We start from the raw sequence: 22,078 nt of genomic DNA, 5'->3' as shown, positions 1-22,078 counted from the left end.
TGGCGGACGGACGCTTACTTGTGCGCGACGTCGAGCTTGTCGACGGAGTCGAACTCGAACTTGATCTCCTTCCAGGTCTCCATGGCGATCTTGAGCTCGGGGCTGTGCGCGGCGGCCTTGGTGAGCACCTCCTTGCCCTCCTTCTCGATCGGGATGCCCTGGTTGCGGGCCTCGATACAGGCCTCGAGCGCGACCCGGTTGGCGCAGGCGCCGGCCGCGTTACCCCAAGGATGGCCCAGGGTGCCGCCGCCGAACTGGAGCACTGAGTCGTCACCGAAGATGGTCACCAGCGCCGGCATGTGCCAGACGTGGATCCCCCCGGAGGCGACAGCGAAGGCGCCGGGCATCGCGCCCCAGTCCTGATCGAAGAAGATACCGCGCGAACGGTCTTCTTTGACGTAGGACTCACGCAGCAGGTCGATCCAGCCCAGGGTCGCCTGACGGTCGCCCTCGAGCTTGCCGACCACGGTGCCGGTGTGCAGGTGATCGCCGCCCGACAGACGCAGGATCTTGGTCAGGACGCGGAAGTGGATGCCATGGTGCGGGTTGCGGTCCAGCACCGCGTGCATGGCACGGTGGATGTGCAGCAGCACGCCGTTGTTGCGGCACCACTGGGCCAGGCCGGTATTGGCGCAGAAGCCGCCGGTGATGTAGTCGTGCATGATGATCGGGGCGCCGATCTCCTTGGCGTACTCGGCGCGCTTGTACATCTCTTCTGGCGTGGGGGCGGTCACATTCAGATAGTGACCCTTGCGCTCGCCGGTCTCACGCTCGGCCTTGTCGATGGCCTCCATGACGAAGTCGAAGCGCTGGCGCCAGCGCATGAAGGGCTGAGAGTTGACGTTCTCGTCGTCCTTGGTGAAGTCGAGCCCGCCGCGCAGACACTCGTAGACCGCGCGCCCATAGTTCTTGGCCGACAGACCCAGCTTGGGCTTGATGGTGCAGCCCAAGAGCGGGCGACCGTACTTGTTCAGGATGTCGCGCTCGACCTGGATGCCGTGCGGTGGGCCGTTGCAGGTCATGACATAGGCGATCGGGAAGCGGACGTCTTCCAGACGCAGGGCACGCACGGCCTTAAAGCCGAACACATTGCCGACCAGCGAGGTGAAGACATTGACGACCGAGCCCTCCTCGAACAGGTCGATCGGATAGGCGATGAAGGCATAGAAGCAGGTATCGTCGCCCGGAACGTCCTCGATGGCGTAGGCGCGGCCCTTGTAATAATCCAGGTCGGTCAAGAGGTCGGTCCAGACCGTAGTCCAGGTACCGGTCGAGGATTCGGCAGCCACGGCGGCCGCGGCCTCTTCGCGCGGCACACCCGGCTGCGGGGTGATCTTGAAGCAGGCCAGGATGTCCGTGTCCTTCGGGGTGTAATTGGGCATCCAATAGGTCTCGCGGTACTCTTTTACGCCCGCGCTGTAGGTCTTAGCCATTCTGGATCGTCCTCTGGATTGAGTTCTCGCTTTAAGGTCTGGATCGACCGCGCCGTGGTGTCTTCATCGTGCGCGCTGGTCGAAACCTGGGCGCGATTATTGAGCAGGAAACCACATCATTACTACTAAATATTGCTTATGTGAGATATAAAGCATAGCTTATGATCTATGGATCAATCGATTTCATTGTGTTTGTCTATCCGGATCCTCTGAGGCGTCTTCCGCCGCTATGCATGTCTCACTGCGCCAACTGCGGGTCTTCGAGGCCGTTGCGCGCCACAAGAGCTACACGCGCGCGGCCGAGGAGCTGCACCTAAGCCAGCCGGCCGTCTCGATGCAGGTACGCCAGCTCGAAGACGAGATCGGACTGGCACTCTTCGAGCGGCTGGGCAAACAGGTCGTCGTCACCGAGGCCGGACGCGAGGTGTTCCAGTACAGCCGAGTCATCGGCCAGTCGCTGCGCGAGATGGAGGAGGTGCTGGAGTCGCTCAAAGGACTGAACCGTGGCCGTCTCAGCATCGCCGTGGCCAGCACGGTCAACTATTTCGCCCCGCGTCTCCTGGCCATCTTCCAGCAGCGCCATCCGGGGGTCAGTCTCAGGCTCGATGTCACCAATCGCGAGAGTCTGGTGCAGATGCTCGACAGCAACACGGTGGATCTGGTGCTCATGGGCGTGCCACCACGGGATGTCGAGGTCGAGTCGGAGGCCTTCATGGACAATCCGCTGGTGGTGATCGCCCCACCAGATCATCCACTGGCCGGGGAGCGCAATATCCCATTGGCGCGGCTGGCCGATGAGGTGTTTGTGATGCGCGAGGAAGGCTCAGGCACCCGGCAGGCGATGGAGCGCTTCTTCAGCGAGCGCGGGCAGAAGATTCGACACGGGATGCAGATGACGCGCAACGAGGCGGTCAAGCAGGCGGTGCGCTCGGGGCTGGGGCTGAGCGTGGTCTCGCTACACACCATCGAGCTGGAGCTGGAGACCGGGCGGTTGGTGATCCTCGATGTCGAGGGGTTTCCGGATCGGCGTCAGTGGTATCTGGTCTATCGGCGCGGCAAGCGGCTCTCGCCGGCGGCCAGTGCCTTCCGCGACTTCGTGCTGACTGAAGCGCCGGCGATCGCCGCGCCATACTGGCCCAGACCCTGAACAATTTCATAAACAGCCAAGGCACAAAGGTCTCGACGCCTGGCGATTGCGAGATCCCGCGTCTTCCTTTGCATCCTTACCGCCTTTGCGGTTTAAATCCGCTTTGGTTTCACCCACCCTGAACGCGCTCGGCCTGAGCCGTCATCCACACCACTCGGAGCAATTATCGAATGATCAAACTGACCACCAACCACGGCGAGATCCTGATCGAACTCGACACCGAGAAGGCCCCCAAGACCTGTGCCAACTTCGAGCAGTATGTCCGTGACGGCCACTATGATGGCACACTGTTTCACCGCGTCATCGACGGCTTCATGATCCAGGGTGGCGGTATGACCCCGGACTTTACCCAGAAGCCTACCCGCGCCCCGATCGAGAACGAGGCCAAGAACGGGCTCAAGAACCAGACCGGCACCCTCGCCATGGCGCGCACCATGCAGCCGCACTCGGCGACTTGCCAGTTCTTTATCAATGTCGCCGACAACGACTTCCTCGACTATCCGGGTCAGGATGGCTGGGGCTATTGCGTCTTCGGGCGCGTGGTCGGGGGCATGGAGACGGTCAACGCCATCAAGGGCGTGCGTACCGGCAGCCGCGCCGGCTATCAGGATGTGCCGGTGGATGACGTGATCATCGAAAGGGCCGAGATCGTCTGACCCCCGGCAGCCGCCACAAGGCCCACAGGGCGGTTCGGCTGGTGGAGGTGTCTCGACCGCCTGGCGGCGGTCGTCAAGCCGCCAGGGCAGGATTCACGGCGCCCCCGGTCGCCGCCCCAGCCGACCCGCCCCTCCCCGGCGCTCCACACTCAAAGCAAAAACAGCGTCGCCAACCCCAGGAAGATGAAGAACCCGCCCGAGTCGGTCAGCGCCGTGATCATCACCGAGCTTCCGAGTGCCGGATCGCGGCCGAGCCGCTGACGCATCAGCGGGATCAATACCCCAGCCGTAGCCGCCAGCAACAGATTGAGCGTCATGGCGGCGGTCATGACCAGGCTGAGCGACAAGTTGCCATAGAGAAACCAGACAATCACACCGATCACCCCGCCCCAGATCAGGCCGTTGATCAGGGCCACCCCGACCTCCTTGCCGAGGAGCCGCCACAGCGCCGAGGGATCGACCTGACCGATGGCGATCGCACGCACGATCATGGTGATGGTCTGATTCCCCGCATTACCACCGATCCCGGCGACGATCGGCATGAGCGCCGCCAGGGCCACCAGTTGGGCAATCGTGTCCTCGAACAGATCGATTACCCGCGAGGCGACGAAGGCGGTCACCAGATTGATCGCCAACCAGGCCCAGCGATTGCGCACCGAGCGCATCACGGGCGCAAAGATGTCCTCTTCCTCACGTAGACCGGCATGGCTGAGGATCTCGGCCTCGGACTCTTCGCGAATCCGATCGACCATGTCAGCGACCGTCACCCGCCCGATGACGCGCCGCTCGGCGTCGATCACCGGCACTGAAATCAGATCATAACGCTCGAAGGCCGCGGCGGCCTCATCCGCATCGTCCTCCGGTCTGAAGGTCAGGAGCGACTCGGCGTTCATGACCTCGGAGACGAGCCGCTCCGGTTCGTTGATGAGCAGCGACTCCAGGGTCAGGATACCGCGCAGACGTTCCTCGCGATCGACGACGATGAGTTTGTCGGTGTGATCCGGCAGCGCCTCGAAGCGACGCAGATAACGCAGCACCACCTCCAGGGTCACGTCCTCGCGCACCGTGACCATGTCGAAGTCCATCAGCGCCCCGACGGAGTCCTCCGGATAGGACATGGCCGCTCGCACATGCTCGCGGTCCTCGTAATCAAGTGACTCAAGTACATCCTCCACCACCTCGGGCGGTAGATCAGGCACTAGATCCGCCAGCTCATCGGCATCGAGCGTCTCGGCCGCGGCGCGGATCTCGTCGCTGTCCATGGTCTCGATCAGCGAGGGGCGTACCGCGTCTGAGACCTCGAGCAGGATCTCGCCATCCTTGTCGGCGCGCACCAGATCCCAGACCAGTTGGCGCTGATCGCGCGGTAGGGCCTCCAGGATGTAGGCGATGTCGGCCGGATGCAGCCGATCGAGCTTGCGCCTGATCCAGCTGAGCGTCTGACGGTGGGTAATGGTATCGACCAGATCCTGGTGTGAACCGTGCTGGCGGTGCATCAGATCCTCGACCAGACGCTGACGCGAAAGGAGTTCGCGGATATCGCGTAAATGGCGTTGCAGGACGTCTGAGTCCTGGGGCATTGGCTCGGTCATCGAGGCACCCAGTTTTAGGTCGGATCTGTTGGTATGACGCCCCGCCGATCGGGTGCGGGACGGTTCAAGTGGACACAGCGGTCAACGGGACACGAAAAAGGGATTTCCGAGATAACTGAGCACGGCTCCATCCTGGAGAATCCGCTCCACGCGCAGACCCTCACGCGTCTCCTCGCCCTCGTGGTAGCGCAGCGAATTGATGACGACGAAGCGTTTGGTGACATCCGGGTCATAGACATGCACGGTCATCAGATAGGCGGGTACAGCGGCCTGCTGCTGGGGCGTGAGCTTCAGGCGCCTTGGGTCATCCTGGGTCTCGACCGGCGCGCGCCGAGACGTCGGCGCCACGCCCTGCTCGCGCCGCACTTGCTGCTTGAAGGACTCGATGTCCTGGATCAGGTCGTCCGGCACCGGCGCCACCCGGGGCGGTTCCTCCAGGACCTCACGCGCCGCTTTCATCGCGGCCTGCTCGGCTTCCAGCTGACGCAGCAGGTTCATCTCCCACTCGGGATCGACGTCTGGAGCGGCGGTCTGGCTTGGCGGCTCGACACGCACCACAGGAGCAGACTCGGACTCAGGCGCGCTCGGACGCGATGGCGCGGGTTTGGGCGGCGGCGGCTCGACCAGAGGCACCTGGGGCGGGGTGGGTGTCGATTGGGGCAGGAGCGCCGGCTCGACCCTGGACGCATCCAGGATCGTCATGGGGACTGGAACAGGTCGCGCCCCCCTGAACGCGGCATAGAGGGCGATCACCACTGCCAATACGGCCAGACCGATGGCGAGCAGCGCCCAATGATGCGTCACCTGGGGTTCGCGATCCTCGACGAACAGGCCACTGGCATCCAGTGTTGGCACCTGACCCAGTCCGCGTTCCTGCTGGGATTTCTTGAGCGCCTCCAGGATGTAGCTCATGGCCTGATCTCCATGGATATCTTGGTTGCCAGGCGCTCGTCGAGCCGGGGGATCCCATCCAATCCAGCCGACTGATAAAGCGCGATAAAGGTACGTGGGCCGGCGACTCCATCAGCCGTCAATCCCTTGGATGCCTGGAAGGCACGCAGCGCACTCTCCAGCGTCACATCATAGCGATCGGCTGGTCCGGGCAGCATCGCCAGCCCAGGCACCCGCGAGAGCAGATCGCGCAGCCAGCGCACCTCCTCGCCAACCGCCCCCGGTCGGATCAGGGTCGTACCGCCCGGCGGCAACTGCCAGACCAGGCGATAGTCGCCGCTCCAGACCGATTCCAGCTCGGTCGCGGGCACGCGCGTTTGGCCATCGCGCTGATCGAGTGTAGCCTTCGTGGCGTCCAGCTCGCCCAGCACGAGATAGCGTGATGCGCCGTCCTGATCGGCCACACGCAGCAATGCTGGCAGATTGAAGAACCGCACATGGCTTAGGCGTCCCTGTTCAGACTCGCATCCCAAACCGAGCGGGCGGATATGGGCACAGAGATCACCTGTGACTGTCGTCTTGAGATTCAGCCCCCAACGGCGCAACAGCACGCGCATGGCCTCAGACTCGGGCAGCGCCAGGGACGCGATCGATCCCGGCGACGACGCGCCCGGGGGCTCCTCGGGCGCCGCCGGCAAGGACGAGTCTAGAGGCGCAGGCACGTCCGTCCTCGGCACCGATTCGACCTGGACGGGTGTAGCCGCGGCGGTCGCGCCCCCATCCAAGGCTGGACCGGACCCCAGCTGGAACACGGATTCGATGAGCGCCCTGAACCCGTTCGTACCCGACCACCAGCCAGCCAGACGCTCGCGCCAGTCTGGTGTGATCAGTGTCTGTGCCAGTAAGCCAAGGAGGGTCGCCAGGCTGAATGATGCCAGTGCGATCAGCAGCAGACGTCGGGTTGAGTGCGGCGACGAACCCTCGAATGCCTCGCCCTGCACCTCGCGTGCCGCCGTGGTCACGATGTCCGAATCGACCTGGGAGCCACGGGTCACGCAGGCGCCAAGCAGCGCGCGATCGCAGAGGATATTGATCAGCCTCGGGATGCCGCCTGAACATTCATGGATACGCCGAATGGCGCGTGCCGTGAACAGCGGACGATCGACGCCGGCCACTGCCAGACGATGGCGGATGTAGTCGCCCGTCTCGGCGAGATCGAGCGGCGTCAGATGGAAGCGCGCTGTGATGCGCTGGTTGAGCTGGCGCAGCGCCTGGGTCTCCAGCAAGCGCCGCAGCTCGGGCTGGCCGATCAGGAAGATCTGCAGCAGTTTGTGCTTGGTGGTCTCCAGGTTGGTCAATAATCGGATCTGTTCCAGCGCCTGACGCGACAGGTTCTGCGCCTCGTCGATAATGAGCAACGGCCGCCGACCATTGGCATAGGCGTTCAGCAGAAAGCCATTGAGCGCGTCGATCAGCACCTTGTTGGAGCGTTTGCCGCGCGGCAGCGGGATGCGAAACTCCTCACAGATGTTGGTCAAGAGCTCGTTGGGCGTTTGGACTGGATTGAGGATGAGCGCCACCTCGACACCCGGGGGGAGTTGTTCTAGGAAGGCACGGCAGACCGTGGTCTTACCGGTGCCGACCTCGCCAGTCAGGAGCACAAAGCCGCCGCTCTCGTTGGCCCCATAGAGCAGATGCGCCAGCGCCTCCCGATGCTGGTCGCTCAGGAACAGATAGTGCGGGTCCGGGGCGATCGAGAAACTGGGCTCCTTGAGCCCAAAATATTTCGGGTACACGCTAGCCGCTCGATAGTAGGATACGCGCCCGCGCCATAAGCGGGTTGGCTGATCGACTTGGATGTCTGGCGCGGGGCGCAGATGGCTGGAACCGGGCACCCATCAGGGCGCGCCCGGTGGATTGGCGAGAGGTTAGTCAGGGGGCTTGGAGGCGTCAAGCGAACCGCCCTCGCGGCCCCTCAGTCGACCAGCTCACCCCGCAACACCCGCTCGAAGGTCAGCCGGTTGTTTTTTAGACCGACCTCGATCAGATCACCCGGCCCAAATTTGCCGGACAGGATCTCCTGGGCCAGCGGATTCTCGAGCTGGGCACGGATGGCGCGCTTGAGCGGACGCGCGCCATAGACCGGGTCAAACCCGGCGGCGCCCAAATGATCGAGCGCGGCATCGCTGACCTCGAGCGTCATGTCGCGCTCGGCCAGACGCTGTTGCAGATAGCGGATCTGGATCCGTGCGATCGCCCGGATCTGCTCCGGTTGCAGCGGGTGGAAGACCACGATCTCGTCCAGGCGATTGATGAACTCGGGGCGGAAGGCGCGGCGTACGATCTCCATCACTGCGGCCTTCATTTGGTCATATCTCGACTCGCCCGCCAGCTGCTGGATGACCTCGGACCCCAGATTGGAGGTCATGACGATGACGGTATTGCGGAAATCGACCGTCCGTCCCTGACCGTCGGTCAGACGCCCGTCGTCGAGCACCTGGAGCAGGACGTTGAAGACGTCCGGGTGCGCCTTTTCGACCTCATCGAGCAGGATCAGGCTATAGGGCCGACGGCGGATGGCCTCGGTGAGATACCCGCCCTCTTCATAGCCGACATACCCGGGCGGTGCGCCGATGAGTCGGGCAACCGAGTGCTTCTCCATGAACTCGGACATATCGATCCGAACCATGGCCTCCTCGGTGTCGAACAGGAAGGCGGCGAGCGCCTTGCACAGCTCGGTCTTGCCGACGCCTGTGGGTCCGAGGAATAGGAAGGAGCCGATCGGGCGCCCGGGATCGGACAGCCCGGCGCGCGAGCGCCGCACGGCATCGCTCACCGCGCGCACCGCCTCGCGCTGGCCGACGACGCGCTGTTCGATCTCAGACTCCATGCGTAACAGCTTGTCGCGCTCGCCCTCCAGCATCTTGGACACCGGGATGCCGGTCCATTTGGAGACCACCTCGGCGACCTCTTCCTCGGTGACCTTGTTGCGCAAGAGCCGGTTCTCACTGCGCTCGACGGCGGTCGCCGCGGCCAGCTGTCTCTCCAACTCGGGGATCCGCCCGTATTGCAGCTCGGACATGCGCGCCCAATCGCCGGCCCGACGCGCGGTCTCCATCTCGAGACGTACCCGGTCGAGTGCCTCCTTGATGTGGGCGGCGCCCTGGACCGCGGCCTTCTCGGCCTTCCAGATCTCATCGAGATCGGCGAACTCGCGCTCAAGACGCTGGATCTGACCCTCCAGGTCGGCCAGACGCTTCTTGGAGGCCTCATCGGATTCCTTCTTCAACGCCTCGCGCTCGATCTTGAGCTGGATCAGACGCCGGTCGAGCCGATCCATCTCCTCGGGCATGGAGTCGATCTCCATGCGGATGCGCGAGGCGGCCTCGTCGATCAGATCGATCGCCTTGTCTGGCAGCTGGCGGTCGGTGATATAGCGATGCGAGAGCGTGGCCGCGGCGACGATCGCCGAGTCGGTGATCTCGACCGCGTGATGGACCTCATAACGTTCCTTCAGGCCGCGCAGGATGGCGATGGTGTCCTCGACGCTCGGCTCATCGACCAGCACCTTCTGAAACCGGCGTTCGAGCGCGGCGTCCTTCTCGATATATTTGCGATATTCGTCGAGTGTGGTCGCACCGACGCAGTGCAGCTCGCCGCGCGCCAGGGCCGGCTTGAGCATGTTGCCGGCATCCATGGCGCCCTCGGCCTTGCCGGCGCCGACCATGGTATGGAGCTCATCGATGAACAGGATGACATTGCCCTCCTGCCGGGCGATGTCGTTCAGGACCGCCTTGAGCCGTTCCTCGAACTCGCCGCGGAACTTGGAACCGGCGATCAGTGCGGCCATGTCGAGCGCCAGCAGGCGTTTGTGCTTTAGGCCCTCGGGCACCTCACCGTTGACGATGCGCTGGGCCAGACCCTCGACGATCGCGGTCTTGCCCACACCGGGATCACCGATCAGCACCGGGTTGTTCTTGGTGCGCCGCTGCAACACCTGGATGGTGCGGCGGATCTCATCGTCGCGCCCGATGACGGGATCGAGCTTGCCCTGCTCGGCGCGCTCGGTCAGGTCGATGGTGTATTTTTCGAGCGCCTGGCGCTGTTCCTCGGCGTTGGGATCGTTCACCGACTGCCCGCCGCGCAGGGTCTGGATGGCCTGTTCGATCGCCGTCTTGCTGGCCCCGGCCTCGCGCAAGGCGTTGCCGAGGGTGCCTTTGTCCTCTAGCGCAGCGAGGACAAAGAGTTCGGAAGAGATGTACTGATCGTTGCGCTGCTGGGCGAGCTTGTCGGTGAGGTTGAGCAGGCGTGCGAGGTCGTTGCTGATGTGGACGTCGCCACCCACGCCCTGCACGGTCGGCAGGCGTTCGAGCGCCTCGCCGAGCATCGAACGCAGCTTGTTGACGTTGACATCGGCCTTGGTGAGTAGATGGCGGACGGTGCCGCCCTCCTGATCCAAGAGGGCCACCATCAGATGGATGGGTTCGATGAACTGATGATCGCGCCCCAGGGCCAGACTCTGGGCGTCGGCCAGGGCCAGTTGGAACTTGGCGGTCAGTTTGTCCTGTCTCACGATGAGGTCTCCATAAAAAAATTCCGGTCGTTTGATCCGGGAATTGGGGCGCCGCGGCACACGAATCAAGCCGGCGTCTTCCACCGATCGCCGCCGGATTCGCACCGGGAGGGAGTCGGCTCGCTGGGGGCATGAGACGCCAGGGCCATCATCCAGGCCACACCGTGGATGAGTTCATCACGCACCTCATCGGTGCCAGGTTAGCCAATCGGCATAGCTTGGGACGCCGGGTCGCATCCGATGATAGAGGATGCAGGTGCCAATGGGGGGAGCGCACCCACGCCGATTTCCGCTATCATGCGCGCGTGAACCTACGCGACCTCAAATACATCCTCGCCGTGGCCGAGACGCGCCATTTCGGGCGCGCCGCCGAACGCTGCTTTGTCAGCCAGCCGACCCTGAGCGGTCAGATCAAGAAGCTGGAGGACGAGCTTGGCGTCGTCATCTTCGAGCGCACCAACCGCTCAGTCGAGATCACCCCGGTCGGCGAGGCCATCCTCGTCCATGCGCGGCTGGCGCTCGAACAGGCCGAGGCCATCGAACAGGTGGCGCGCGCCCATCAGGATCCCATGTCCGGGCCGCTGCGTATCGGCGCCATCCCAACGCTCAGTCCCTATCTGATGCCATTGATCCTGCTACCGCTCAAGCAGACCTATCCCAAGCTCAGGCTGGTCCTCTCCGAGGAGATCACCGATCTACTGCTCGGTCGGCTGGCGCGCCACGAGATCGACGCCGCGCTCCTGGCCACGGACGTCGACGAAAACGACTTCAATACCTTGCCGCTGTTCGAGGAACCCTTTTGGTTGGCCCATCCCGTCAACCATCCGCTCCAAAACCACCCCGAGATCACATCCCAGGATCTGGAACACATCGAGCTGCTGCTGCTGGCCGACGGTCACTGCCTGACCCATCAGGTGATGGAGGTCTGCCATCTGAGCGAGCGCCCCCATCGCGGCGAGATGGCCGATCTACGCGCATCCAGCCTGGAGACGCTGCTGCAGCTGGTGCGCGCCGGTTTCGGCTGCACGCTCATTCCGGCGCTGGCGATACGTGGCGGCTGGATGGGCGACAGCGGGATCGTCACCCGCTCACTGGCCACACTGCCCGATGCCTACCGGCGCATCTCGCTGGTCTTCCGCAAGAGTTTCCCGCGCCGCCAGACACTGGAGTCCTTTGCCGCCGTCATCCGCGACCATCTGCCGGACACGGTCAAACCCCTGCCGCCTAAGCCTCCAGACTAACGGACCAGCATCCACTTGTGGTCGGTCGGGTCTGGCCCGACCGGGCTTGGCCGGTGCCTCTGGCTTACGGAGCGATCCCGGCAAGATGACGCATCATGGACATCGATGTGGGTGTGGCATCCAGCCCGGACTACAGCAAGACCCGCTCGATCCCATCCGCCCGGACCCGGGCGATGAAGCGCTCGCGCCAGCCGGCACCGAGCAGACGCTCGGCCAGCTCGACCACGAGATAGTCGGTCTTAAGCCCCGTGTCATCCTGATAACGTCCCAGCCCCTGCTGACAGGCCGGACAGGCCGTAAGCAACTTGACCGAGTCGTCTTCGACCCGCTCGCGTCCGGTCAGGGCCCGGATGCCTTCGATCAGCTCCTCCTGTTTGCGGAAGCGTACCTGGTTGGCGATGTCGGGCCGGGTGGCGCCGAGGGTCCCGGCCTCGCCGCAACAGCGATCCGAGAGCCGCACCGGCTGGCCCATCAGACTGGCCGCGACCCTAAGCGGTGCATAGGTCTTCATCGGGGTATGACAGGGGTCGTGATAGAGATACTGCACGCCCATCGTGCCCTCCAAGGTGACGCCCCGTTCCATCAGCCACTCATGGATGTCGAGCAGGCGACACCCAGGGAAGATGCGCTCGAACTCGTAGGTGAGCAACTGATCCATGCAGGTGCCGCAAGAGACGATCACGGTGTCGATATCCAAATAGTTCAGGGTATTGGCCACGCGATGGAACAGCACACGATTCTCCATGGTGATCCGGCGTCCGCGTTCTTCGAGACCAGCCGCGCCCTGCGGATAACCGCAGCACAGGTACCCTGGCGGTAGCACGGTCTGTACCCCCTGCCCCCAGAGCAGGGCGAGCGTGGCCAGACCGATATCCGAATACAGTCGCTCCGAGCCGCAGCCGGGGAAGTAAAAGACGGCCTCGGCCTCCTCGGCCAGGCGCGGGTCACGCAGGATCGGCACCTGGGTGCGGTCTTCCAGTTGCAGCACCTCGCGGAAGGTGCGCTTGGGCAAGGGGACGTGTAATGAGCGCCCGACCAGCTCGACCATCTGACCAGCGAGCGCCGGGTGCCCAGTGGTCGAGCCGGGCTGAGCGATACGCTTCTGCGTCAATCCCAGGGTCTTGGCCAGACGATGGGCCTGATTCAGGGCCTTAAAGCCCCATTCGGCCAGCCCCAGGCGCATCAAGCGAATCGCACGCGGATCGGCGCGGTTCAAGAACTGCATCGCCGCCCAGGCACCCGGACTGAAGCGCATCTGATGGCGTTCGACCAGGATGCGGCGCAGGCGCATGGTCACGGCGCCGAAGTCGATCTTGACCGGGCAGGGGGGCAGACACTTGTGACAGACGGTGCAGTGATCGGCGAGGTCGTTCATGGCCTCGAAATGACGCCGCGACAGCCCCCTCCGGGTCTGCTCTTCATACAGAAAGGCCTCGATGATCAGCCCAGTGCCGAGGATCTTGTTGCGCGGTGAATAAAGCAGATTGGCGCGCGGGACATGGGTCATGCACTGGGGCTTGCACTTGCCGCAGCGCAGACAGTGCTTGACCGCGTCGTTGAGCGCGCCGAGCTCGGTCTCTTCCAGGATGATCGCCTCCTGCTCGACCAGGCGCAGCGAGGGGGTGTAGGCCCTGTCTAGCCCTGATCCCGGCATCAGCTTGCCGCGATTGAACACCTGCTGCGGATCGACGCGCTGCTTATAGGCGACGAAGGCCGCGAGCTTCTCCGGTTCCAAGAATTGGAGCTTGGTGATCCCGATGCCGTGTTCACCCGAGATGACCCCGCCGAGTCCGGTCGCCAGAGTCATGATGCGTGCCACCACCCGGTCGGCCTCCTGGAGCATGGCGTAATCAGACGAATGGACCGGGATGTTGGTGTGGACGTTGCCGTCACCGGCATGCATGTGCAGGGCGACGAACAGACGCGATTCGCGTACCTGACGATGGATGGCGTGCAGACGCTCGCGTACCGAGGCCCACTCCTGACCTGAGAAGATCTCGTTCAAAGGTCCTCTGACCTCGGCGCGGAGCGACTGGCGCAGATCGCGACGCAGCATCAGATTCGCGAGGGTGTCGCCTGGTCGTAGTCGTGACCGTGCGGTCGCGTCGAGCAGATCGAGCACCTCAGCGGCCGGTCGGTCGAGCTGGTCCAAGATGGCCTGCCAACGGGTACGCACCTGTTGCACCAGGTCGTGCGCGGCCTTGCGTTTGGACTCCAAGATGGCGCGCGCCTCGTCTGAGCCCTCATCATCCCCGAATGGTATCGAGGGCAGCTCGGCGTCCAGATAGGCGAGGATCGCCGCCAAGATGGCGTCCTTGTTCTTGATCGACTGTTCGATATTGATCCGCTCGATCCCCCGGCTGTAGTCGGCGAGCCGCTCGAGCGGGATGACCACGTCTTCGTTGATCTTGAAGGCATTGGTATGGCGCGAGATGGCCGCCGTGCGCGCACGGTCGAGCCAAAACCGCTTGCGCGCCTCGGGGCTGATGGCGATAAAACACTCGCCCTGGCGGCGGCGGGCGATGGCGACCACCTGCTCGGCGGCGGCGCTGAGGGCGGCCTCGTCGTCGCTGACCAGATCGGCGATCAGGACCATCTTCGGCAGCTCGCGCCGGGCCGACTTGGTCGCATAGCCGACAGCGCGTACATAGCGTTCGTCGAGGTGTTCCAGACCGGCGATCTGCACATCCGGACGCGACTCGATCAGGGCCTTGATCTCGACGATCGCCGGGACCGCCAGGTCCAGGTCGGTGCCGAAGAACTCCAGACACAGGGTGCGCACCTGTCCTGGCATCCGATGCAGCACGAAGCGTGCCGAGGTGATGATGCCGTCGCAGCCCTCTTTCTGTACCCCAGGCAGTCCGGAAAGGAACTTGTCGGTCACGTCCTTGCCGAGTCCAACCGTGCGGAAGCTCGATCCGGGTATCTCCAGGATCTCGGGCTCGCCGCGCGGGGTCTTGCCATCTGGGGCAAGGCGCGAGAGCCGGAAGCGCACTCGCTCCTGATCGTGGATCCGGCCTAGGTTGTGATCCAGACGCTCGATCGCAAGCCACTCGGCCTGGGGGGTGACCATGCGCCAAGAGACCAGATTGTCGAGCGCCGTCCCCCAGAGCACCGCCTTCTTGCCGCCGGCATTCATGGCGATGTTGCCGCCGATGCAGGAGGCGTCCTGCGAGGTCGGATCGACCGCAAATACCAGCCCGTGGGACTCGGCCAGATCCGCCACCCGGCGCGTCACCACCCCGGCCTCGCATTGCACCGTCGGGACCAGACCCTCGACGCCTGGCAGCCTCACCCACTCGACCTCCGAGAGCCGGTCGAGCTTTTCGGTATTGATGACGGCGGTCAGTGGATGCAGGGGCACGGCCGAGCCGGTATAACCGGTGCCGCCGCCGCGCGGGATGAGCGTCAGGCCGCAGTCGATACAGGCGCGCACGATGGGCGCGACCTCGGCCTCGGTATCGGGCGTGATGACCACGAATGGCAGCTCGACGCGCCAGTCGGTGGCATCGGTGGCGTGCGAGACGCGCGCCAGGCCCCCGAAATCGAGATTGTCGGGGCGCGTGATCCCGGCGAGCGCCTGCCGCAGACGCGCGCGCTGGCGCCTCTCCTCTTCGAACCAATCGCCGAAACGCCGTACCGCCGCGCGGGTCGCGGCCAGCAGTTCGGCCGCACGCTGGTTGCCGTTCAGCCGCCGCTCGAACTGATCGAGCCGATGATCGAGCGCCTGGAGCAGCAGGCGGCGGCGCTTGAGGTCGCCGAGCAGGTCGTCTTGCAGGTAGGGATTACGGGTCACGACCCACATGTCGCCTAGCACCTCAAACAGCATCCGCGCCGAGCGCCCGGTGCGGCGCGTGCCGCGCAGCTCCTCGATCAGACGCCACATCGGCTCACCGAGAAACCGGATGACGATCTCGCGATCAGAGAAGGAGGTGTAGTTGTAGGGGATCTCGCGAAGACGGGCGGCGGAATCTGGCATGGGGACTGAACCAAGGCTGGGATTTTTGCAGTGCACAAATCTTACTGCAAATCCCTCGGGCAGCGGCCAGGGTATTTGGCAATCTGTCGAGCAGCCAGGCGATCGCGGTTATTTCAAATCCTGAGGGTCGCCAGCAGGCCTTTTTAAGCATTCGGGATGACCCCCAAAGTGTTAGGCCGACGCGAGCGTCGGAAATGCCGCCCTTGGATCCCACACCGGACAACCGTGCAGTGCGGGCGCGACTATACCGGCTGATCCTGATTGGAGACAGCCGCTGCCAGCCAGTCCTCCAGTCGCTCGATCGGCATGGGACGCGCAAACAAAAACCCCTGCCCCTCCTGGCAGCCCAGGGACAAGAGGTGCTGGCGCTGCGCCTCGGTCTCTATCCCCTCGGCGATCAGGGTCAGGTTGCACTGCTGACCGAGCGCGACGATGAGCGGCAGGATCCCGCCCTGGGTCGGCGTCGCCGCAGGCTCGCTGATGAAGGAGCGATCGATCTTCAAGCGATCGATCTGGAGCTGCCTGAGCACGCTCAGTGACGAATAGCCGGTGCCGAAATCGTCCACGGCGACCCTGATGCCCAGGCCACGGATCTCGGCCAGTTTGGCGTTGAGCCCTTCGACATGCTCGATGGCGAGCGATTCGGTCAATTCCAGTTCGATCTGGCTGGCGGTGACCTGAGTCTCGGTGAGGATGTGCTTGAGCATGGGCACGAACCCGGGTTCGCGAAACTGGGCATGCGAGACATTGATCGCCATCCGCAACCCGGCGTGACCGCGTTCGCTCAAACGACGGAGCTCTCGGCAGGCGGTACGGAGCACCCATTCGCCGAGCGGCACGATCAATCCAGACTGTTCGGCGAGCGGGATGAACTGATCGGGGGGGACCCAATGCCCAGGCTCGATCTCCCAGCGCAACAGCGCCTCGGTGCCTGTTACCCGTCCAGTGCTCAATTCGACCAGCGGCTGAAAGACGAGCGAGAGCCGTTCGGACGAAAAGGCGGCGCGCAGGTCGCTCAGCATCCGCATGCGCTTGCGCGCGGCCTGGCCGAGCGTCTCTGAAAAATGGCTCGTCTTGCCCCGCGCAAGCCGCTTGCCCTGCTTGAGCGCGATCCCGGCATCTTTGAGCAGGTCCCCGCCCTTGGCCGGTTGGCCATTTAACGCCATCAGACTGCTGGTGGCCGAGAGGCGCAGGGTCTCATCACGCACCCTGAGCGGTTCACCGAAGACCTGCTGGATCCGCTCGGGGGTGATCAGGTCGCCCGGCCCGAACAGACCAAAGGCATCGCCCGCCACCCGCGCCAAGACCACTTCAGGGCCAAAGGTCTGGGCCAGGCGTTCGGCCACGGCCTTGAGCACCTCATCGCCGAAATGGTGATCCAGGGTGGTGGCGATATGGGCGAAGTCGTCGAGGTCCAGCAGCGCCAGCGCCATATCCGGCTCGCCGCCCCGCGCTTCGAGGAGCTGGATGAAATGATGCCGGTTGGGCAACCCCGTGAGCGGGTCGTAATAGGCGAGCTGAAACAGCCGGTCGTGCAGCAGGACGTTTTCGAAGCCCACCGAGATATTGGCGCAGAAGACCTCCAGCAGATGGCGATCCAGGCGGCTCGGTTCACCCACCCGGGGGAGATAGGCGGCCAGGCCCTGGGCCTCGCCGGACTCGAAGTACAGACAGATCCCCGGGTCGAACCTGTGACGCCTCTCGCGCAGACACCGATGGAGCGCCTCGCGGACGGGCGCCTCGGGCAGCTCGGTCAGGGGGCGCTGGAGCATCGCTCGATAGCGTCCGAGGGCGGCGATGACCACTGGACCCGCCTCACCGGAGGGCGACTTAGTGGACGTGGCGCAGATCAGGCCCTCGGGCGCCATATCCAGTAGGGCGCAGACCTGAGTGATGACCCCCTCGGCAAACTGGGGCAGGGCGCGCCGCTGGATCAGGTCCGTACTGGCCGCGATGATCAATTCCAGACCCCGACGGCCAAGCTCGATCTGGCGGAGCTGGGCATAGGACCGGATGGCCACCGTCAGACTGGTGATCAGACGCGCCCGCGTCAGCTCGGATTTGGTGCGGTAATCGCTGATATCAAAGGAGCGGATGGTCTCGATCTCGGGCGCATGACCGGGCTGGCCGGTGCGCAGGATGATGCGGATGAGCGGATTGTCGAGATCGCGGCGAATCCAGTGCACGAGCCGCAGCCCGGCGTCTTCCGACTCCATGACCACATCCAGCAGCACGACGGCCACCTCTGGGCCCCGCGCCAGGATGGTGCGCGCCTCTTGGGCGGAATAGGCGCGGAGAAAGGCGAGCGGACGACCCTCGATCATCAGGTCGCGCAGGGCGAGCAGGGTCGCCTCATGGACATCGGGTTCATCATCGACGATCAGGATCCGCCAGGGATCGATCGGGCCTTCGGGTGCCTCATCCACTGGCTCAGCGATGAACTGGACGACCTGATCGTCATCCAGTGCAAGGGCGTTGTTACTCATGGGGGGCTCCACTGGGGGCTTGGTTTGGGCAATCGGGGTCGGTGGCGAGGGTCTGGGGTGCGACCAGGGGCAGTGTGATCTCAAACACCGTGCCCTGACCCGGGGTGCTCTGGACCGAGATGGAACCGCCGAGGAGCCCGGTCACCAGGTTATAGACGATGTGCAGCCCCAGACCGCTACCGCCCTGTCCCAGACGGGTGGTGAAAAAGGGGTCGAAGATCCGACCCAGGTCTTGCGGCGGGATGCCGTTGCCGTCGTCACTGACCCGGATGAGGATGAAACCGGGCGCGGCGGGGCGGGCCTCGATCCGGATACAGCCCTGGGTGCGCCCCTCGAAGGCGTGGATCAGCGCGTTCTGCACCAGATTGATGAACACCTGACCCAGGGGGCCGGGGAAGCTGTCGCAACGGATCCCCGGGGCGATGTCCACCTCCAGCCTGGCCGGTGAGCGGCGCAGACGCGGCTGGAAGCTCAGGGCGATCTCGCGTGTCACCTCGTCCAAGCTAAAGACCCGGCGCTGATAGCTCGCCTGATCCACGGCGACCTGCTTGAAGCTACTGATCAGCTCGCCGGCGCGGTGAAGGCTGCGCAGCAGGATGTCGCTGCTGTCGCGCACGGTATCGACAAAGCGCTGCAAGGCCGACCGGCTCAGTCCTGTCGCCATCTGTTCCCGAAACCCCCGCTCCTGGTCGGACAGGGTGCTGGCCAGCATCACGGCGTTGCCGATGGGGGTGTTCAATTCATGGGCGATGCCGGCCACCAGGTCATCCAGGGCCGCGAGCTTCTCCGACTGGACCAGACTGGCCTGCGCCCGTTCGAGACGGGCCAGGGTCTCGCTCAGATCGCGCGTGCGTTCGGCCACGCGCTGCTCCAATTCGAGGTTGTGGGCGGCGATCCTGGCCTGCGCCTGGGCGAGCTCATGATTGAGCCGCGCCAGACGCCGGTTCCAGGTCAAGACGATCCAGAGGATGACGCCGGCGATGCCGATCACCCCGGCGACGATCTTCCACAACAGGACATAGTCGAACACCCGCTCATAGCGGATCGAGAGCCAATGGTTGACGATTGCCTGACGCTGGCTCTGGGGCATGGCATCGAGCGCGGCCTGCAAGACCCCCCTGAGCCAGGGCTCATCGCGGCGCGTGGCAATGGACAGGTCCCAGGATAACTGCTGGCTGTCTTCCAACTGGCCGGCGATCTTGATGCCCTGGATGGCCTGGGTCTGGATGCGATAGGCGATCGTCGGCAGTGCATCGATGAACCCAAACAGCCGGCCCTGCTGGACCTGTCTTAGCCCTTCCTCGACAGTGGCGACCTCCTGGAGCCGGATACCGGGATAGCGCACCCTCAGGACCTCGCTCATGGCATGGCCCCGGGTGATGCCGAAGGTCTCACCCAGGACGGATTCGAGATCATTGATAAAGACCTGATGGTCCTGGGTGGCGATCACCGAACGGAAGGAGAGATAGGGGGTGGTGAAATCCAGGAAGGCGCGCCGGTCCGGGGTCTCCATGGCCGCGGATAACAGGTCGCACCGTCGCTCCCGGATGAAGCTGAGCGACTCCTCCCAGGAGGCGGTCGGCGTCAGCACGAAGTCGATGTCCAAGAGCGCGGCGAGACGGGCGAACACATCGGCCACCATGCCCTCATGGCGCCCCTCCGCGTTGATGCGCTCGATGGGCATCCAATCGGGATCGACGCACAACCTGAGCGGGCCCCTGCGCTGGAGGAGGTCGAGCTGGCCGGGTGAGAGCGCGACCTGAGTAGAGCGATCGCCGGCACCGAACCAGCGCTCCTGGAGGTGCCGGATCTGGTCTGGCGTCAGCGCGGCCAGGGCCTGATCGAGGATCGACTGCAGGATCGGCCAATCGTTGCGCGTGGCAACATACAGGGCCGCGAGCTCACCGCCCTTGTCTTCCCGGCTCCACACCCCCTGGACCCTGAGACCGACATAGCCGAGACGCGCGAGGTGATAGTTCAGGACATTGGTGAAGTCGGTGGTGAAATCGGCCTCGCACTGCGCCACCAAGGCGATGGCCTCCTGGAGGTTGGTGGTCTCGATGATCCTGAATCGATCGCCAAAGCGTCGCTTCAAAAGTTCGGTCTGTTCCCAACCCCTGGGCGATGCCGCCACCGAACCGAATAGGTCAGCGATGGAGCGGACCTCTGGGTGATCGCGACGGGTCAGGAACTGATTAACGCCCCGGATGATGGGGACCGAGAAGTTCGCGCACTCCAGCAATCTCTGAGGCCTGTCAGCGGCGTGCAGCACATCGATCTGGCGTGCGCACAGTCGCTCGACCAGCTCCTCCCAGCTTTTGCCCTGGACGAACTCGAAGGTGACACCGATCCGGGCCGAGAGCAGCTGCATCAGATCGACCGAATAGCCCTGGGGCCGACCGTGCTCGAAATAATCGTAAGGGGGCCAGTCGCGTTCATTGCTGACCCGGATCACCGGATGGGCCTGGAGAAAGGCGCGCTCGTCCGCCGTCAGCTCGAGCGGGGCCTCGGATCCGACCTCGCTGGATATCCCCAGCGCCGGGATGCTCAGCAGGACCCAAGACAGCCAACATGATGCGAGTCGATTCACGCACACCCTCGATCAACTCAAGGTTCGAGGATCCGCAGCCCTGGTACGGACTCGAAGGCCCAGCCATTCAAAACGAAAGGTTCGACCCATGGTGAATACTAGGACGGGATCGCCGGACTCATCGCCCAGGGTCGTGCCGCTGAGGCCCAGCGCGAGATCGAAGCCGGCGTAGGCGGTTTTATTCATGACCTGCCAGTGCAGATAGTGGTCCCGATCACCGTCCCAGGCAAAGCGGTCGGCGTCGAGACTGGTGGATCGGCTGAGTTGGGCCGCGATCGTCCAGCGGTCGTTGATCTCGAAGTCCTTGTGCAGCATGACCACCAGATGGCCGACACCCAGCCCGGAATAGTCGTGGCTATACCAGAGGTTCAGGTTGACCCCGGCGATCCCGAGTTTGAGATAGACCTCCGGGTAGTTGCTCTCCGAGCTGTCGCCTCCACCGTGGTAGGTATAGAGGGCAAGCCCCACATCGACCGAGGAGCCGGGTCGAAACTCGAAGCGATATCCCAGCGAGCCATCCACTTCTGCCGCGGTGTCGTCACCGAAATCGACGTTCGAGGCCCAAAGGCCCGCATACAGGCCCGAAACCCCGGACCAGTCCAGACCGGCCTGGGCGGACGGTTGATGACCGGTTTGCGTCACCCCGTTGAACAGATAATCGCTGGCCCCGGTGAGGGTCACGGACCAGTCCGCCCCGGCCGTGCCGGCGTATCCGGCCACGGCCAGCAGCCATAGAGCGCGTTGGTTCATCGGTTTAGGCCCGGAGTAGATTGAGCTGGGCATCGAGCATCTGGATCGCCCCCTGGGTCTCGAGGACCGCCGACTCGGAGGCCTGGGCCAGATGGGCCAGGTCGCGCGCGGCGTCCCCAATGGCGGTGAGACTGCGATTGATCTCTTCGCTGACCTGGCTTTGTTCCTCGGCGGCCGTGGCCACCTGCTGGGCATGGCCGTCGATGCGCTTGACGTCCAGGACGGCGCGGTCGAGCAGCTCGACACTGCGATGGGTGAAGGCCAGGGTCTGTTCCATCTCCCCGCGGCTGCCCTGGAGCAGTCGTTCTGCGCGCTGCACATCGCCCTGTAACCCCTTGATCAGGTCATCGACGTCCTTGGTCGACTCCTGGGTACGCATGGCCAGGTGGCGGACCTCCTCGGCGACTACGGCAAATCCCCGCCCCTGTTCACCGGCGCGCGCGGCCTCGATCGCGGCATTGAGCGCCAACAGATTGGTGCGCCCGGCGATCTCGCGAATCGTCACCAGGATCCCATCGATCGCCCGACTGCGCTCGACGACCTGATGCATCTGACTGGAGGCCTCCTCGACCGACTGCGACAGCAGACCGACCTTGTCTTTGGTGCTATTGAGCGCCTGTTGGGTGCGATCGATATGGTCCGCCGCCTCGTGCGCGGTATCCGCCGTCTGGTGGGCCAGATTGGCCACCTCGCTGGAGGCGCTTGCCATCTGGGTCATGGCGGTCGCCACGCTGTCGATC

The 22,078-nt window shown here is 64.2% G+C and carries 13 protein-coding genes; 3 read left to right on the top strand and 10 right to left on the bottom strand.

Annotated elements, in window-relative coordinates:
- Positions 1-14 precede the first annotated feature (14 nt).
- A complete protein-coding gene (locus E6P07_RS03275) occupies positions 15-1,433 on the bottom strand; it encodes a form I ribulose bisphosphate carboxylase large subunit (RefSeq protein ID WP_153974293.1) in 1,419 nt (472 codons plus the stop codon).
- Positions 1,434-1,662: 229 nt separating this feature from the next.
- Between E6P07_RS03275 and E6P07_RS03270 the strand changes: the two genes are divergently transcribed.
- Together E6P07_RS03270 and E6P07_RS03265 are read left to right on the top strand one after the other, a co-directional pair.
- On the top strand, positions 1,663-2,580 hold the full coding sequence (locus tag E6P07_RS03270) for a LysR family transcriptional regulator (RefSeq protein WP_153974292.1): 918 nt from the start codon (positions 1,663-1,665) through the stop codon (positions 2,578-2,580).
- Between the two features lie 170 nt (positions 2,581-2,750).
- Positions 2,751-3,236: a peptidylprolyl isomerase gene (locus tag E6P07_RS03265; protein ID WP_153974291.1), complete on the top strand. Its 486-nt coding sequence runs from the start codon at positions 2,751-2,753 to the stop codon at positions 3,234-3,236.
- 149 nt (positions 3,237-3,385) lie between these two features.
- On the opposite strand, the gene mgtE is transcribed toward E6P07_RS03265, so the two are convergent.
- The 4 genes from mgtE to clpB form a co-directional block, all read right to left on the bottom strand.
- Positions 3,386-4,828, bottom strand: coding sequence for a magnesium transporter (mgtE, locus tag E6P07_RS03260; protein ID WP_153974290.1), 1,443 nt, complete (start codon positions 4,826-4,828; stop codon positions 3,386-3,388).
- A gap of 81 nt (positions 4,829-4,909) precedes the next feature.
- Positions 4,910-5,740 (bottom strand): general secretion pathway protein GspB, encoded by an 831-nt coding sequence (locus tag E6P07_RS03255; protein ID WP_153974289.1) that lies wholly within the window; start codon positions 5,738-5,740, stop codon positions 4,910-4,912.
- Positions 5,737-7,515: an ExeA family protein gene (locus tag E6P07_RS03250; protein WP_153974288.1), complete on the bottom strand. Its 1,779-nt coding sequence runs from the start codon at positions 7,513-7,515 to the stop codon at positions 5,737-5,739. The genes E6P07_RS03255 and E6P07_RS03250 overlap by 4 nt, the downstream gene beginning before the upstream one ends.
- A 179-nt stretch (positions 7,516-7,694) precedes the next feature.
- Complete coding sequence (gene clpB, locus E6P07_RS03245) at positions 7,695-10,292, bottom strand: ATP-dependent chaperone ClpB (protein WP_153974287.1); 2,598 nt, start codon at positions 10,290-10,292, stop codon at positions 7,695-7,697.
- Between the two features lie 305 nt (positions 10,293-10,597).
- On the opposite strand from clpB, the gene E6P07_RS03240 reads away from it, so the two are divergent.
- Positions 10,598-11,533: a LysR substrate-binding domain-containing protein gene (locus tag E6P07_RS03240; protein WP_153974286.1), complete on the top strand. Its 936-nt coding sequence runs from the start codon at positions 10,598-10,600 to the stop codon at positions 11,531-11,533.
- 130 nt (positions 11,534-11,663) lie between these two features.
- Here the strand turns inward: E6P07_RS03240 and E6P07_RS03235 are convergent, their stop codons facing one another.
- The 5 genes from E6P07_RS03235 to E6P07_RS13835 all read right to left on the bottom strand — a co-directional run bounded on the left by E6P07_RS03235 (position 11,664) and on the right by E6P07_RS13835 (position 22,056).
- Entirely contained in the window at positions 11,664-15,512 is a 3,849-nt protein-coding gene (locus E6P07_RS03235; RefSeq protein WP_153974285.1) for a DUF3683 domain-containing protein, read from the bottom strand.
- A 242-nt stretch (positions 15,513-15,754) separates the two neighbouring features.
- Complete coding sequence (locus tag E6P07_RS03230) at positions 15,755-17,998, bottom strand: two-component system response regulator (RefSeq protein WP_153974284.1); 2,244 nt, start codon at positions 17,996-17,998, stop codon at positions 15,755-15,757.
- Positions 17,991-20,588: a transporter substrate-binding domain-containing protein gene (locus tag E6P07_RS03225; RefSeq protein WP_153974283.1), complete on the bottom strand. Its 2,598-nt coding sequence runs from the start codon at positions 20,586-20,588 to the stop codon at positions 17,991-17,993. Before E6P07_RS03225 ends, E6P07_RS03230 begins: the two co-directional genes overlap by 8 nt.
- A 12-nt stretch (positions 20,589-20,600) precedes the next feature.
- Positions 20,601-21,338: a TorF family putative porin gene (locus E6P07_RS03220; RefSeq protein ID WP_153974282.1), complete on the bottom strand. Its 738-nt coding sequence runs from the start codon at positions 21,336-21,338 to the stop codon at positions 20,601-20,603.
- Positions 21,339-21,342: 4 nt separating this feature from the next.
- Positions 21,343-22,056, bottom strand: a complete 714-nt coding sequence (locus E6P07_RS13835; RefSeq protein WP_246172909.1) for a methyl-accepting chemotaxis protein — start codon at positions 22,054-22,056, stop codon at positions 21,343-21,345.
- Positions 22,057-22,078: the final 22 nt, after the last annotated feature.

Origin of the sequence: Thermochromatium tepidum ATCC 43061 (assembly GCF_009664085.1) — a bacterium.
Taxonomy (GTDB): domain Bacteria; phylum Pseudomonadota; class Gammaproteobacteria; order Chromatiales; family Chromatiaceae; genus Thermochromatium; species Thermochromatium tepidum.
The sequence above is the reverse complement of the archived record's forward strand: the minus strand, read 5'-3'. Positions and strand labels throughout refer to the sequence as shown.